This window comes from Undibacterium sp. RTI2.2, assembly GCF_035018705.1.
In the GTDB taxonomy this organism is placed as follows: Bacteria; Pseudomonadota; Gammaproteobacteria; order Burkholderiales; family Burkholderiaceae_D; genus Undibacterium.
Map to the genome: position 1 here is coordinate 55,306 of NZ_JASJXN010000017.1, position 15,361 is coordinate 70,666.

General features: G+C 46.8%; 12 protein-coding genes. 2 read left to right on the plus strand and 10 right to left on the minus strand.

Annotated features, from left to right (window positions below; all coding sequences use genetic code 11):
- Positions 1–271 precede the first annotated feature (271 nt).
- Positions 272–778, minus strand: coding sequence for a peroxiredoxin (locus tag QN395_RS11195; RefSeq protein WP_322121248.1), 507 nt, complete (start codon positions 776–778; stop codon positions 272–274).
- A gap of 325 nt (positions 779–1,103) precedes the next feature.
- Between QN395_RS11195 and QN395_RS11200 the strand changes: the two genes are divergently transcribed.
- Together QN395_RS11200 and QN395_RS11205 are read left to right on the plus strand one after the other, a co-directional pair.
- The gene (locus tag QN395_RS11200) at positions 1,104–2,735 is read left to right on the plus strand and encodes a hypothetical protein (RefSeq protein ID WP_322121247.1); all 1,632 of its coding nucleotides are present in this window, start codon (positions 1,104–1,106) and stop codon (positions 2,733–2,735) included.
- A gap of 65 nt (positions 2,736–2,800) precedes the next feature.
- Entirely contained in the window at positions 2,801–4,321 is a 1,521-nt protein-coding gene (locus QN395_RS11205) for a S8 family peptidase (RefSeq protein ID WP_322121246.1), read from the plus strand.
- A gap of 144 nt (positions 4,322–4,465) precedes the next feature.
- Here the strand turns inward: QN395_RS11205 and ftsZ are convergent, their stop codons facing one another.
- From ftsZ to mraY, 9 genes are all read right to left on the minus strand, one after another.
- Positions 4,466–5,665 carry a cell division protein FtsZ gene (ftsZ, locus tag QN395_RS11210; protein WP_322121245.1) on the minus strand — a complete coding sequence of 400 codons (1,200 nt, stop codon included), beginning with the start codon at positions 5,663–5,665 and terminating at the stop codon, positions 4,466–4,468.
- A gap of 157 nt (positions 5,666–5,822) precedes the next feature.
- Positions 5,823–7,055, minus strand: coding sequence for a cell division protein FtsA (gene ftsA / locus QN395_RS11215; RefSeq protein WP_322121244.1), 1,233 nt, complete (start codon positions 7,053–7,055; stop codon positions 5,823–5,825).
- Positions 7,056–7,059: 4 nt separating this feature from the next.
- Positions 7,060–7,863: a cell division protein FtsQ/DivIB gene (locus QN395_RS11220; protein WP_322121243.1), complete on the minus strand. Its 804-nt coding sequence runs from the start codon at positions 7,861–7,863 to the stop codon at positions 7,060–7,062.
- A gap of 4 nt (positions 7,864–7,867) precedes the next feature.
- Positions 7,868–8,830: a D-alanine--D-alanine ligase gene (locus tag QN395_RS11225; protein WP_322121242.1), complete on the minus strand. Its 963-nt coding sequence runs from the start codon at positions 8,828–8,830 to the stop codon at positions 7,868–7,870.
- A 98-nt stretch (positions 8,831–8,928) separates the two neighbouring features.
- Positions 8,929–10,350, minus strand: coding sequence for a UDP-N-acetylmuramate--L-alanine ligase (gene murC, locus QN395_RS11230; protein WP_322121241.1), 1,422 nt, complete (start codon positions 10,348–10,350; stop codon positions 8,929–8,931).
- A 6-nt stretch (positions 10,351–10,356) separates the two neighbouring features.
- Positions 10,357–11,430, minus strand: coding sequence for an undecaprenyldiphospho-muramoylpentapeptide beta-N-acetylglucosaminyltransferase (gene murG, locus QN395_RS11235; RefSeq protein ID WP_322121240.1), 1,074 nt, complete (start codon positions 11,428–11,430; stop codon positions 10,357–10,359).
- Positions 11,427–12,560, minus strand: coding sequence for a putative lipid II flippase FtsW (gene ftsW, locus QN395_RS11240; protein WP_322121692.1), 1,134 nt, complete (start codon positions 12,558–12,560; stop codon positions 11,427–11,429). Before ftsW ends, murG begins: the two co-directional genes overlap by 4 nt.
- An 86-nt stretch (positions 12,561–12,646) precedes the next feature.
- Positions 12,647–14,185 (minus strand): UDP-N-acetylmuramoyl-L-alanine--D-glutamate ligase, encoded by a 1,539-nt coding sequence (gene murD / locus QN395_RS11245; RefSeq protein WP_323491865.1) that lies wholly within the window; start codon positions 14,183–14,185, stop codon positions 12,647–12,649.
- 5 nt (positions 14,186–14,190) lie between these two features.
- On the minus strand, positions 14,191–15,360 hold the full coding sequence (gene mraY, locus QN395_RS11250) for a phospho-N-acetylmuramoyl-pentapeptide-transferase (RefSeq protein WP_322121238.1): 1,170 nt from the start codon (positions 15,358–15,360) through the stop codon (positions 14,191–14,193).
- Position 15,361 lies beyond the last annotated feature (1 nt).

Consider the following 15,361-nt stretch of genomic DNA (forward strand, 5'->3'; position numbering starts at 1 on the left):
ATTCATCGATTTTATGGAAAAATCACATACTCCCCCATTATTTTCCTATAAACGTCCTATAGACCAGTAAATATATGGACAATAAAATATACTTACCTGGAGTATAAAAAAATAAGAGAGTGGGCATCATGCGCACTCTCCTATATATTTAAGCTAAGCTTTGTACCATATTCTGATAATGCTCAAGCAAGCTTCAGATCATGAACTAGGATCTAATCCAGACTTGATCCGGCTCGTATCCTCATCCTGTTTCATCCTGTCGCTACTCAAATCAAGCTAACTGCCCCAACAAAGTCTCGGCATTTGAAACTTCAAATTTGCCGCCTTCTTCTACGTTCAATTGCTTAACTACGCCATCAACAACCAGCATCGAGTAACGCTGTGAGCGTGTGCCCATACCAAACTTACTGAAGTCAGCATCCAAGCCCAATGCTTTACTGAAATCTGCGTTGCCATCGGCCATCATACGTACTGTGCCGACTGCTTTTTGCTCCCGACCCCATGCGCCCATTACAAACGCATCGTTGACCGAGATGCACCAGATTTCATCAACGCCTTTAGCCTTAAATTCAGCGGCATGCTGCACATAACCCGGTACGTGTTTAGCGGAGCAAGTTGGCGTGTAAGCACCTGGCAAACCGAAGATAGCAATAGTTTTGCCTTTGGTTAAATCTTCTACTTTAAAAGTATTCGGGCCGAGGGAGCAACCCTCTGATTCAACTTCAATAAATTCTGCGAGGCTACCTGCTGGTAAATGCTGGCCAATTTGTATGCTCATTATGATTCCTTTCATTTAACTCAAAATAATCTTTATTACAATTGTGGTGCAATACATTTTTATTAATAAATGATGCATGCACACTGACGAAGTATGCCTCAGACATGAAAATCATGTAGAAAACAACAAAGTGCTCGTTTTTTAAATTGAAAATATTTCGTAAAGTGAATTTAATCTTGTTTTAGTGTCTTTTAATTTGATGGCTAAATTTCTAGATTAAGCCAGTGCTAAAATAAGTATCAGTAGCGATGAGACAACATATCAACGTTATTGAAATAAAAATAGGTGCACATATCAATCCACTGTTTTGGGAGCAGGGTAGCAAATGAATATATACATCAAGTCAAATGGTATTCCATTAAAAAGCATGGCGTCGGCCTTAGCGAGTATTGGATTTACGGTACTTCTTGCCGGATGCGGCGGCAGCGACTCATCTGCGCCACCAGCACCACCGCCTTCGCCGACGGTTTCAATTGACGTTTTCGGTGCACGGGGTACTACTTTGACTGCTGTAGTCAATAGCACTAACTGCTCGGTAACACCAACAGTCAGCTGGCAAGCATCGTCTGGCGTTGCCTTAGGTACTGGCACTAGCGTACAAGATACTCAACCAAATTCTGCTGTCACAGCGACTGCAAGCTGCTCTACGGCGACTGCAAGTCAAACTCTGCAGGCTAATTCCGTCTACAGCGCACTTGCAGCTTTTGCTGTTACGCAAAATGGTACAGCCTACGCTTGGGGCAATCCAGTTTGGGGCGGACAAAATGCATCGTCCTCAGTGATTACAGGTATTGCACAGTTGTTCCCTTCAGATCGCGGCTTTGCTGCACTGCTAACTGATGGCACGGTTAAAGTTTGGGGTAGCAGCTACGTGTCTCCGACCACCGCTACAAGCGCACTGACAAACATTGCCTCCATTATTCCCGGTCGCGTAGCTTTCTTTGGCGTAAAAAAAGATGGCTCTTTTACTGCGTGGGGTACTTATCGCGGCGTGCTGTCTGGCGTTGATGTACCTTTCAATGATCCAAATTACGGACTCAATGCAGCAACCGTAGCGTCTTTGACAAACATTAAAAGTATCGCCTCCACTGAAGGTGCTTACGCGGCAATCAAAGCAGACGGAACTGTCGTTGCATTTGGTGATGCGGACACGGGCGGTGATGCAAGTTCAGTGCAATCGCAACTTACCAATGTGATCCAAGTCGTCGGCACAAATTATGACTTTGTAGCACTTCGTAAAGACGGTACCGTGGTTAGTTGGACCGGCTCATTTGGCTGGGCAATACCAACCAGTGATCAAGTAGTGACGAATGTAAAAAATCTGACTGCCGGTGGCGCAATTGCCGTCGCGACGACGAATGCTGGCATCACATTTGGATTCGGTTATGCCAATGACATCGAGGCGGTAGACACGCGTATTTTAAACAGTAACGGCATTTTGACAAACATCACTAATGTCTACTCAACGCAAACTGCTTTTGCGGCCTTACGCGCGGACGGTACCGTTGTAAGTTGGGGTGATTTGCCACGTATGCAGGCCAGCTTAACTACTGCACAAGCTTCACTAAACAAAGTGAAATCAATCCAATCCACTGAATATGCATTTGCGGCTCTAAAAGCTGACGGTACCGTGGTAAGTTGGGGTGATCCTAGCGTTGGTGGCGACAGCAGCGCGGTAACCGCACAGTTGACGAACGTGGTTTCAATCACGGCGAACAAATATGCGTTCGCTGCACTCAAAGCTGATGGCACAGTAGTGACTTGGGGCATGCCAAGCAAAGGTGGCGACAGTAGCGCAGTTACAGCGAAACTAGTGAATGTCCGTGCAATTTATGCCACACCATTTGGCGCCTTCCTTGCAGTCAGTAAAGACGGCACCTTTACTAGCTGGGGTGATCAATGGGCGGGTGGCGGAGCAGTTCCGGCAGCTCTGACAAAAATCCCATTTTCCAGTTAATTACTAGAAAATAACTCATACAACGATCTACATCCCAAACGATAAATTATCGGAGAAAATACAGAATGAAATCTTTACTGTTCAGCGTTAAACCTTTACTGTTAGTCGTAATGAGCACGATGCTAAATGTATCTGTCTTTGCACCTGCTTTTGCGTCTGCAGTTGACCCAAATAGCGCAAATAGCACTAAGCCGCAAGTCGAGCAAAAACTCTCTCAAATCATTATCAAATATCACAATGAGAGAAGTAATATGCTTGAGTCGGCTGCTAGTGTCGGAGGCAATCTAACTGCCTTGGCACAAGTACAGGCACAACGCCTTTCCACACTACAGTCGGTGGCGCAAACTTTCGGTACCTCGTTTGTACTGAAGCGCCAGATTGTGACCGGAGGTTGGGTTTATGCTTCCGATATCGCTTTAAAACCAGCTGAAATGCGTGCTCTGGCAGCCAAACTGGCTAGCGTCGATTCGACTATCGAATATGCGGAACCAGACTACATTCGTCGTCCTGCTTATGTACCGACGGATCCTTTGTTTTCTACCAACCAATGGGATATGCAAGATTCCAAGACCCAAGTAGGTGCTTTGAATTTGCCAGCAGCTTGGGATATCACAATGGGGCAAAACATTGTCGTGGCTGTGCTGGATACCGGGTATCGCCCGCATCCAGATATTCTGCCTAATTTGGTTCCAGCACAAGGAGGCAAGGCAAACCAATATGGTTATAACTTTATCAGTAGCCCTGCAGTAGCACGGATTGCCTTACCAGCTGGCGCATCAAGTGTTCGTGGTCCAGACGCAATCGACTTAGGTGACTGGGTCAGTGCAACTGACACATCGTGTGGTCCATCGAACAGTTCTTGGCATGGTACGCACGTTGCAGGTATCGTGGCTGCTGCTACAAACGGCATTGGCATCACAGGAGTCGCGCCAAAAGCAAAAGTGCTGCCTTTGCGCGTACTCGGCAAATGCGGTGGCTATGATTCTGATATTGCTGACGCAGTAGCTTGGGCCGCAGGACTTCATATCAGCGGCATACCAGATAACATCAACAGAGCCAATGTCCTGAATCTTTCTCTAGGTGGCACAGGTGTTTGTACTCGTACTAGCGCAACCGCATATCAAAGCGCGATCGCAGCTGGCACGGTGATTGTAATTGCTGCCGGCAATTCAAGTATTGATGCCAAACTGTCATCGCCAGCGAACTGCCCAGGTGTAATTACAGTAGCATCGACTTCGATTGCAGGTGGTCGTGCGAGCTATTCCAACTACGGCGGCACAGTAACCGTCGCGGCTCCGGGCGGAGGCTTCACAACAGCGAATGATCAGATCACATCGACTTTGCCAACAGGTACAACCGTTGCTACTAACGATTCTACGTATGGTATGTACTCTGGTACTTCTCAAGCGACACCACATGTGGCTGGCGTAGTGGCTTTAATGTTGTCAGTTAATCCCAGATTAACTCCGGCACAAGTAAAAAGCATCTTGATTAAAACAGCTCGCCCTGCACCAGCAAACTGCCCAGGTTGTGGCGCAGGCATTGTAGATGCGGCAGCTGCGGTCAAGGCTGTAACTGGCGGTTAATAGCAACATCGCTAGATCCAGACAAATTCTGGGTCTGGCGAGTGATATTTAAGAAATAATTTAAAATTATTTAAAAAGTAAGCCATAAAAAACCCGCATAAATGCGGGTTTTTTATGGGTTTTGTCAGATTTTATGGCTAGATTTTAATCAGCTTGTTTTCTTAAAAACGCGGGAATGTCATAAGTTTCCATACCATTTTTTTCCAAAGCACGAACCGTATCTGACGCAGACTCACGACGCCATACTGCCGGCTTACTCAAGCCATCAAAACCACTGGAAGCAGTCGTCGTACCTGAATGCATGCCAGCCGAAGCTGTCGTTGGCGACGCCATCATTGGTTCATTATGAGTACCTGTGCGCAGCATTGGTGTTTGTACCAACTGGATATTTTTCTTGCCCCGACCCAAGCCAGTTGCCACCACTGTGACACGAATATCATCACCCATCGTATCGTCGTAAGCGATACCTTGTGCGATAGAAGCATCAGGTGCTGCAAAAGCGCGAACTGCCGCCATGACTTCTTTGATTTCTTTACCTTTGAGACCGCGGCTAGCAGTCACGTTGACCAAGACACCCCGAGCACCGGACAAATCGATACCATCCAACAACGGCGAAGCAACTGCCTGCTCTGCCGCAATACGTGCACGATCAACACCGGATGCTGTTGCCGTACCCATCATCGCTTTACCTTGTTCGCCCATGATCGTTTTCACGTCATTGAAATCAACGTTGATATGACCTGGAACATTGATGATTTCCGCAATACCGGCAACCGCGTTGTTGAGCACGTCATCGGCGTGTTGCAGCCATTCGATCATGCTGTCGTCTTCGTAGATCTCTTCCAATTTTTCATTGAGAATAATAATCAGCGAATCCACATGCTGTGACAAGGCTTCCAGACCCTCGTCAGCGATGTCCATGCATTTTTTACCTTCGTATGAGAAAGGTTTGGAAACCACAGCAACCGTCAGCGCGCCTAATTCTTTGGCGATCTGTGCCACTACGGGGGCAGCACCAGTACCGGTACCACCGCCCATACCAGCAGCGATAAATACCATGTGCGAACCACGTAATGCATCTTGAATGCGAGCACGGGATTCTTCCGCCAACTGGCGACCGACTTCCGGCTTCATCCCTGCACCCAAACCGGTTTCACCGATTTGAATGACGTTGTGTGCCTTAGATTGCAGCAATGCTTGAGCATCAGTATTAGCAGCGATAAATTCAACTCCTGCCACACCTTTGTTAATCATGTGCTGCACAGCATTACCACCTGCGCCACCAACACCGACGACTTTAATTACGGTGCCTTGCGTAGCGTTATCAACCATATCGAACTCCATCATGACTCCTTTAGGTAGGCAGTTTTTAGTCGATAGGCATCACGTTTGAAATACAAATTTTCAACAACGGTGTCACGCCTAGCGACTAATAACTGCGGATCAGAACATTATAAAATGATTACTACTATTTATGCGAAAAAATACACCAAAAAACTGCTTAAAAATTCCCCAAAAACCACTCTTTCATGCGCTGCCATACTGCTTTTGCAGAACCTTCCTGCCGCGTAACAATATGACCACGCATATACTGCTTCTTCGCTTCCAACAACAACCCCAAAACTGTGGCGTAACGCGGGCTGCGTACGACATCTGCTAACTGCCCCGAATACACCGGCATACCTAAACGTGTCGGCTTTAAAAAGATATCTTCAGCCATTTCTACCATGCCTGGCATGATCGCGGAACCACCCGTCAATACGATGCCGGAGGACAGCACATCTTCATAACCAGATTCACGCACTACCTGATGCACTAAGGCGAATAATTCTTCGACCCGCGGTTCAATCACAGCAGCTAAAGCCTGACGCGATAACGAGCGCGGACCACGATCACCAAGACCCGGTACTTCCAAAGAATCAGATGGGTCGGCCAGCACCTGTTTGGCAACACCAAAACGAATCTTGATTTCTTCTGCTTCTGATGTTGGTGTACGCAATGCCATAGCGATATCATTGGTGATCTGATCACCGGCAATTGGGATTACAGCGGTATGACGGATTGCACCTTCGCTAAACACAGCCACGTCTGTCGTGCCGCCACCGATATCAATCAGGACAACGCCAAGCTCTTTTTCATCGCGGGTCAGCACTGCCTCGGCCGATGCCATTGGCTGCAAAATCAAATCAGACACTTCCAGACCACAGCGGCGTACACACTTGACGATATTCTGTACCGCGGAAACTGCACCAGTGACGATATGTACTTTGACTTCGAGACGAATGCCGCTCATGCCAATAGGCTCGCGCACATCATCCTGGCTATCCACAATAAATTCTTGCGGCAAGGTATGTAGCAGTTGCTGATCGGTCGGAATATTTACTGCCTTGGCAGTCTCAATCACGCGCGATACATCAGCAGCCGTGACTTCTTTATCTTTAATCGCAACCATGCCGCTGGAATTAAAGCTGCGGATATGACTACCTGCAATACCGGTATAGACATTGCGGATTTTGCAGTCCGCCATCAGCTCGGCCTCTTCCAATGCACGCTGAATTGATTCGACCGTCGCCTCGATGTTGACGACTACACCTTTTTTCAGCCCCTTGGATTCGTGCTGACCAAGGCCGATTACTTCATGGCGACCATCCGGCATGACCTCTGCGACGACCGCAACAATTTTTGAGGTGCCGATGTCCAGGCCGACGATCAGGTTTTTTGCATCTTTTGTCATTTACTTACTTTCGTTTGACATTGAGTTTGCTGCTTTGTTTTCCACTTAACTTGCTAGCGATACCGAAGCCACTGTGACTCGATTTCAGCGCTAATCCATTCGGATAACGCATATCGACACTTTCAATACTGTCTTGCAAACTTGCGACTAACTGTGGGTACACTGTCAGCAATTTATCTACCCGGCTTTGCAGAGTCTGATCATCCTGTACCCGACCCAACTCGACTTTCATACCGTTGTTCAATTTCACACTCCAGGCGTAACGACTGGAGTACTGCACAGACTCGGGCGCTAAACTGATTTTGGCAAACCAGGTTTTAAAATCGATATAGCGCGCCAGCACTTCTTTCTCACTACCTTCTGGTCCCGCAAAATCAATTAACTCCGCATCCTCTTCCGCTTCAGCCAGATTGGCGGTAAATACATCGCCCTTCACTGACATCAATCGTCCTTCTTCACCCCAAGTACCCAAAGCCTGATGCTCTTCCAAAGTGACAATCAACTTATTTGGCCATTCTCTTTGCACGCTAGCTTTACGCACCCAAGGTACCGCTTCAAATGCAGTACGTACACCGTCCAGATTTGTCGTAAAAAAATTACCCTTCAATTTAGGTAAGGCAGTATCACGAATCGTCAGTGCATTCACGTGTCGTAATGGCTGCTGATCGGCGCCTACCACTTGAATTACTTTTAACGTAAACATCGGACGCTGCACTAACCACCACACACCAGACATCATCAACGCAAGCAAAAAAACACCGAACAACGCATTTGCTGTTGTATTCATAGACCTGACGTCTTGCCACATATGCTTACTGATTACCCTTCGACATCTTTAAGCGAGCGGATTGCAAAATTTTCAGACATAAATCTTCATAACTTAAACCAACTGCACGAGCGGCCATTGGCACCAGCGAATGTCCTGTCATACCTGGCGAAGTATTGACCTCAATCAAAAACGCTTGGTTGTCGGATGCTCGGAGCAATACATCAACCCGCGCCCAGCCTTCGCAATTCACTGCACGGTAAGCGTCTACAGACATTTGCCGTATTTGCTCTGACAATGCAGCATCTAACGGCGCAGGACAAAGGTACTTGGTATCGTCGGTAAAATATTTATTCTGATAGTCGTAATTACCTTGTGGCGCTACGATCTCAATGATGGGTAAGGCGTAAGCGTCTTTACCAGTACCCAAAATTGCTACGGTCAGTTCGCGACCTTGAATAAATTCTTCAGCCAATACCTCGTCATCAAATTGCGCTGCCAAAGCATAGGCATCCTTCATATCGGAGTAGCCATTTACTTTAGTGATGCCAATTGTCGAGCCTTCATGTGGCGGTTTTAAAATCAAAGGCAAACTCAGACGATCTGGTACCAGACGCAATTCCGTTTCAGCGTTTAATACTTCGTATGCTGGTGTCGTCAACTGATGGTTCTGCCAAATTTTCTTAGTAAAAATTTTGTCCATCGCAATAGCTGACGCCATTACGCCGCTGCCGGTGTAGGGAATACCTAATTGCTCCAGCACACCTTGTAAGCTACCGTCCTCACCGAAACGACCATGCAGAGCGATAAAGACACGATCAAATTTTTCAGCTGCCAGATCAGCCAGACTACGCTCGCCAGTATCAAAGCCATGCGCATCCACACCTTTGCTTTTTAAAGCCGCCAGTACGCCCGTGCCGGACATGATCGATATCTCACGCTCAGCGGAGCGCCCACCAAACAGTACGCCAACTTTACCTAATTCGTTTACGTTTGCAATGTCACTCATGATGGCATCTCTGTCTTCTATTCCGTATGAAATTCAATCGTCTTTACTTCGCTTATATTGAAGTTAATAGCATTAACTTCGTCAGTCTTTAGTACTTATTAATCAAATGCATTTGCCAGTTTTGCCGGAACAGCGCTGATCGATCCGGCACCCATTACAATCAATACATCGCCATCTTTCAGCACATGTAAAAGATTGTCTGGCATATCGCTAATCTCTTCTACAAAAACCGGCTCTACTTTGCCTGTTACTCTTAAAGCTCTGGCCAGCGCACGACCATCGGCAGCGACGATCGGGGCCTCGCCGGCGGCATACACTTCTGCCAAAACAACTGCATCGGCGGTCGAAATTACCTTAACAAAATCTTCAAATAAATCACGTGTGCGTGTATACCGATGCGGTTGGAAGGCCAGCACCAAACGGCGTCCGGGATATGCACCGCGGGCAGCGGCTAAGGTTGCGGCCATTTCCACCGGATGGTGTCCATAGTCGTCGACCAATGCAAAAGTACCGCCTGCGTGACCGCTTACACTTATGTCTGTACCGGTATCAGGTAAAGCGATTTCACCATAACGGGTAAAACGGCGACCGACGCCATGGAATTCACTTAACGCTTTTTGAGTGGCAGCATCGGCGACACCAACTTCACGGGCGACTGCAATCGCGGCGCACGCATTTTGTATGTTGTGCATACCGGGCTGATTTAAGCTCACGTGCATAGGTTCGCAACCATCCTGGACTACGGTGAATTGCATCATGCCACCAACAGCTTTAGCATCAGTTGCGCGGATATCTGCTTCTTCATGAAAACCGTAAGTCACAATCGGTTTAGAAATGAAGGGCATAATTTCGCGTATATGTGCATCGTCCAGACAAAGAATAGCGACACCGTAAAATGGCAGACGTTGAGTAAACTCGATAAACGCTTGCTTCAATTTTCCAAAGTCATGCTCATAGGTTTCCATATGATCAGCATCAATATTGGTGATGACTTCAATCACTGGCAACAAATTCAAAAACGAAGCATCAGATTCATCCGCCTCTGCCACAATAAAATCACCACTACCGAGCTTGGCATTAGCACCGGCACTATTTAAACGACCGCCAATAACAAACGTTGGATCAAAACCACCTTCAGCCAGAATACTGGCAACGAGACTTGTCGTAGTAGTCTTGCCGTGAGTGCCTGCAATTGCGATACCGCTTTTTAAACGCATTAACTCGGCCAGCATTAATGCTCTTGGAACGATAGGTATATGCTTTTCTCGTGCGGCAACAACTTCAGGATTATCCGCTTTGACCGCAGTGGAAGTGACGATTGCATCGGCCCCCGCAATATTGTCTGCTGCGTGTCCAAGCATCACTTTTGCGCCCAGACTGGCTAATCTTTGTGAAGCCGCGTTACTACCTAAATCCGAACCAGAAATCGTGTAGCCCAGATTAAGTAAGACCTCGGCAATACCGCTCATTCCGGAGCCACCGATACCGACAAAATGAATGTGTTTGACTTTATGTTTCATATTTTTTCAGGCTAACTGCTCTAATACTTTTGCAATAGTTTCATTAGCTTGACGTTGACCTAAACTATAAGCAGTCTCAGCCATCGCCAAACATTGTTCTCTCGTGATGCTTTGTAACTTTGCCGCTAAGTCAGCTGGATTTAATTCGCGCTGCGGTAAATAAACTGCCGCTTTCTGCTGCGCCATCCATTGTGCATTGTCCTTCTGATGTGACGTACTGGACGCAACGAACGGCACTAAAATACTAGCAACACCAGCTGCTGTCAGTTCCGATATGGTGATTGCACCAGCTCGGCAAATAACCAGATCAGCATCAGCATATCGACGCGGCATATCATCAATAAAATCCAATACTTCTGCTCGTACACCATACGTGGCATAGCTTGCACGTAAAGCATCAATATGTTTTTTTCCCGATTGGTGCGTAACTAATGGACGGTCTTGTTCTGGGATCAGTGCCAATGCGGCAGGTAAATTTGTGTTTAAGGCTTGTGCGCCAAGGCTACCGCCGACGACTAATATTTTTAATGGTCCTGTCCTTGTTATATAACGCTTCGCAGGTTCTGGCAGAATACAGATTTCAGTACGTATAGGATTGCCAGTGACCTGAGCTTTATTATGATTAACGAGACCGCTAGACGGCAAACCGAATAGCACGCGTTTAGCTAAAGGGCGCAATAATTTATTCGACAATAACAAGGCAGAGTCAGCATTCATGAGCACGACTGGTTTGCCACGCAAGGCCGCCATCACACCGCCTGGGACGGTCACATAACCACCCATACCCAGGACTACGTCGGGTTGTCGCTGCCCCAAAATTTTTAGGCAACTAAAGAAACTAAGGGCTAATTTAAAAGCGCCACTGAATGTATGTATCAAGCCTTTGCCACGCATACCGGTAAATGTAATGGTATCCATTGCCACACCGTGCTGAGGAACAATCTGGTTTTCCATACCACTGCTAGTACCAAGCCAAGAGACTTGCCAGCCACGCGCTTTCATCGTTTCCGCAATCGCTAAGCCCGGGAAAATATGTCCCCCAGTACCAGCAGCCATGATCATGAGTTTCTTTTGTGTCATAGCCGCCCCCCACGCATCAGGAGCCGGTTTTCATAATCTATTCTGAGCAATATCGCTAAGCCCACACAATTAATCAATACACCAGAACCGCCATAACTCATTAAAGGCAAAGTTAAACCCTTAGTGGGTAGTAAGCCCAAATTGACGCCCATATTAATGAATGCCTGTACGCCGATCCAGATACCAATCCCCTTTGCGGTTAAACCAGCAAATGTCAAATCCAATGCGATTGCCTGACGACCGATTTCAAAGGCCCGTTTTAATATCCAGTAGAACAATAAAATCACGACTAGTACGCCAGCAAATCCCAATTCTTCGCCAATGACTGCCAGTAAAAAATCGGTATGTGCTTCTGGCAAGTAATGTAGCTTTTCGACACTTGCTCCCAAACCGACACCAAATAATTCACCGCGGCCAAATGCAATTAGCGAATGTGTTAATTGATAGGCTTTACCCAGTGCATGGTCTTCATCAAACGGACTGAGATAAGCAAAGCTTCGCTCACGTCTCCAAGGAGTCAGCACGATCACAAGAGTAAAAATACCAACCAAGGTAGCTGCAATACCCCCAAACCAAACAATATTAATTCCACCTAAAAATAAAATGCCCATGGCGATACAGACGATCACACCAAAGGCGCCAAGATCAGGCTCCAGCAATAACAACAAACCGACAACACCCACCGCCGCTGTCATTGGCAAAAATCCTTTGGTGAGTTTGTGCATATATTCTTGTTTGCGCACTGTGTAATCGGCAGCATACAAAACAATAAACAGCTTCATCAATTCTGAAGGCTGAAGATTGAATACCTTGAACGATAGCCAACGTTTAGCGCCATTCACTCCTTTGCCTAAACCAGGTACCAACACTGCTACCAGCAAAATCAAAGTGACCACAAACAAATAAGGTGCCCACTTTTGCCAGGTGGCGATCTTGATACGAAACACAAATAAGCCAGCGACTAAAGAGACACTGATAAACATCGCCTGCCGCAGTAAAAAATGATAGCTTTTATAATTAGTATATTTAGGTGAATCCGGCAAAGAAATTGAAGCAGAGTAGACCATCACCATACCGAACAACATCAAGATCAATGTCACCCAAACTAAAGCCTGGTCGTACTCCATCATCTTGGAACGCTTGGCCAAATGTGATGCAATAACTGGCTCTGCCGTAAACGGCAGCCACTTACCCAGCGACAAAATGGCTTGCTTCATCAGAATATCTCCCCGCGTGCCAGACCAATTTCTTTTACCGCATCAATAAATACATCTGCACGATGCGCATAATTGCGGAACATGTCTAAGCTCGCACAGGCGGGCGATAACAAGACAATATCGCCTTCTACTGCCTGCTCAGACGCGGCCTGCACTGCCAGTTCCAGGCTAGCGTAATCAATCATATCTACCTGACTGATTTGAGCTGCATTACGAATCTCGCCCGCATCTTTACCGATCAAAAATACGGCTTTGGCATACTGCGCAATCACACTCGCCAAAGGTGAAAAGTCTTGGCCCTTGCCATCACCGCCAGCGATCAAAAGAATGCGTTTTTGCTGATCGTTTGATACAAGTAGTTCTTGGCCTAATCCTTTTAACGCGGCGACTGTTGCGCCGACATTCGTACCCTTGCTATCGTCGACATAATCGATACCAGCAATGCTGGCAACTAGCTCTACCCGATGTGGCTCACCTTGATATTCACGTGCGCCATGTAATAAAGGAGCAAACGATAATCCGATAGCGCGACATAAAGCTAATGCGGCTAATACATTGGCTGCATTGTGTTGGCCACGTATTTTGAGTGCATCGACTGGCATCAGACGCGACATACTTACAGGGATATCTATCACTTCTTTTTTCTTGCGACGACTAAGTACAGGCGCATCTTCAGTGGGTATTGCGGTTGCCAACCAGGTCATACCATGCTCGTTTAATAGTCCCAGATCATTCGCTTGTAGCGGTGCATTTACGCCAAAAGTGATGAAGTTACTATCTGGCTTAGCCATGGCCATGACCAAGGCATCATCACGATTAAGTACTTGTAAAGTTTGTGCGCCAAAAATACGTGCCTTGTCCGTGCAATACGCTGCCAAATCCCCATGCCAGTCCAGATGGTCTTGCGTGATATTCAGCACCGTCGCAACATCAGCATTTAGACTATAAGTCGTGTGCAGCTGAAAACTAGACAACTCCAGCACCCATACTTGAGGCAAGCTTCCACACTCCAATCCTTCGTGCGACAGCTCTTCTCTCTCTAATTCTTCTCGCAGTACATCGAGCACCGCGGGACTAATATTGCCAGCAAGCTTAGTCGTCAAACCCGCACGTTCACATAATTGACCGACTAAACTAGTGACTGTAGTTTTGCCATTAGTGCCTGTAATCGCGATGATTTTCGGTGTGTAATTACGCTCCGCTTTCAAAGCCTCTAAGGCTTGCGCGAATAATTCAATCTCACCCCAGACCGGAATATTTTTCTGCTTCGCTTCTGGCAACAAACTTGCCAGTTCACGCAAAGGCGACAAGCCGGGACTAACGGCAACTACATCAATAGACTCTAATAAAGAGGTCGTAAATTCGCCACCGACAAACTCGATCGACGCAGATAAAGAAGTCAATATAGCTAAAAGATCAGGGGCAGTCCGTGTATCAGCAACACGCAAACGTGCGCCACAGCGCAGCAGCCACTGCGCCATTGCTAGCCCGGTTTCACCCAAGCCTAATACCAAGACATGTTTGCCTGAAAAATCCATTTTACTTATCGCAATTTCAGTGAGGACAAACCAACTAATACCAACATCATGGAAATGATCCAAAAGCGCACAACTACCTGCGTTTCTTTCCAGCCCTTTTGTTCAAAATGATGGTGTAAGGGAGCCATTAGAAATAATCGGCGACCAACGCCATATCGCTTTTTAGTAAATTTAAAATACCCAACTTGCAACATGACGGACACTGTCTCAACAACAAAAATACCGCCCATGATGAACAAAACAATTTCTTGACGAACGATCACCGCGACGGTGCCGAGTGCACCACCGAGCGCGAGCGCCCCAACGTCGCCCATAAAGACCTGCGCGGGATGTGCGTTAAACCATAAGAAAGCCAGACCAGCACCAGCCATTGCACCGCAAAAAATCAATAGCTCACCTGCGCCTGGGATATGCGGAATCAACAGATATTTGGCATAACCAACGTTACCAGTCAGATAGGCAAATAGACCCAGAGCAGAACCCACCATGATGGTGGGCATGATGGCCAGACCATCTAAGCCATCAGTAAAATTAACGGCGTTACTAGTACCAACAATCACGCAATAAGTCAGCCCTATAAAGCCCCAGACACCTAAGGGATAACTGATAGATTTGAAGAAAGGCACAATCAAATCAGCCTTTGGCGGCAAGTCCATACTAAAACCTGATTGCACCCAAGCGACAAACAATTCCAATACTTTGGTATTGGACGGAGCAGAGACCGTAAAGGCGAGATAAAACGCTGCGACAATACCGATCAACGACTGCCAGAAATATTTTTCTCTCGATCGCATGCCCTCTGGGTCTTTATAAACAACCTTACGATAATCATCAGCCCAGCCAATAGCACCAAAACCTAAAGTGACAATCAGAACAATCCAAACAAAGCGATTACTCAGATCAGCCCACAGCAAAGTAGAAATACCGATGGAAATTAGGATCAATACACCACCCATAGTTGGCGTACCCGATTTAACTAAATGCGTTTGTGGACCATCAGTACGAACCGCTTGTCCGACCTTCAAACGAGTCAGCATGCGGATCACGGCAGGACCAGCAAAAATACCAATAGAGATCGCTGTCAGCGTAGCGAATACCGCACGAAAAGTAATAAAACCAAAGACTCGTAAAAATCCGATATCTTGCTTAAAAAATTCTGCTAACCAAAGCAACATG

Coding starts and splice junctions, on each gene's coding strand:
- QN395_RS11220 (WP_322121243.1), bottom strand. CDS start 7,863: ATGTGGCAAGACGTCAGGTCTATGAATACAACAGCAAATGCGTTGTTC.
- QN395_RS11205 (WP_322121246.1), top strand. CDS start 2,801: ATGAAATCTTTACTGTTCAGCGTTAAACCTTTACTGTTAGTCGTAATG.
- QN395_RS11195 (WP_322121248.1), bottom strand. CDS start 778: ATGAGCATACAAATTGGCCAGCATTTACCAGCAGGTAGCCTCGCAGAA.
- ftsW (WP_322121692.1), bottom strand. CDS start 12,560: ATGATGGAGTACGACCAGGCTTTAGTTTGGGTGACATTGATCTTGATG.
- murD (WP_323491865.1), bottom strand. CDS start 14,185: ATGGATTTTTCAGGCAAACATGTCTTGGTATTAGGCTTGGGTGAAACC.
- QN395_RS11225 (WP_322121242.1), bottom strand. CDS start 8,830: ATGAGTGACATTGCAAACGTAAACGAATTAGGTAAAGTTGGCGTACTG.
- murC (WP_322121241.1), bottom strand. CDS start 10,350: ATGAAACATAAAGTCAAACACATTCATTTTGTCGGTATCGGTGGCTCC.
- murG (WP_322121240.1), bottom strand. CDS start 11,430: ATGACACAAAAGAAACTCATGATCATGGCTGCTGGTACTGGGGGACAT.
- mraY (WP_322121238.1), bottom strand. CDS start 15,360: ATGTTGCTTTGGTTAGCAGAATTTTTTAAGCAAGATATCGGATTTTTA.
- ftsA (WP_322121244.1), bottom strand. CDS start 7,055: ATGACAAAAGATGCAAAAAACCTGATCGTCGGCCTGGACATCGGCACC.
- ftsZ (WP_322121245.1), bottom strand. CDS start 5,665: ATGGAGTTCGATATGGTTGATAACGCTACGCAAGGCACCGTAATTAAA.
- QN395_RS11200 (WP_322121247.1), top strand. CDS start 1,104: ATGAATATATACATCAAGTCAAATGGTATTCCATTAAAAAGCATGGCG.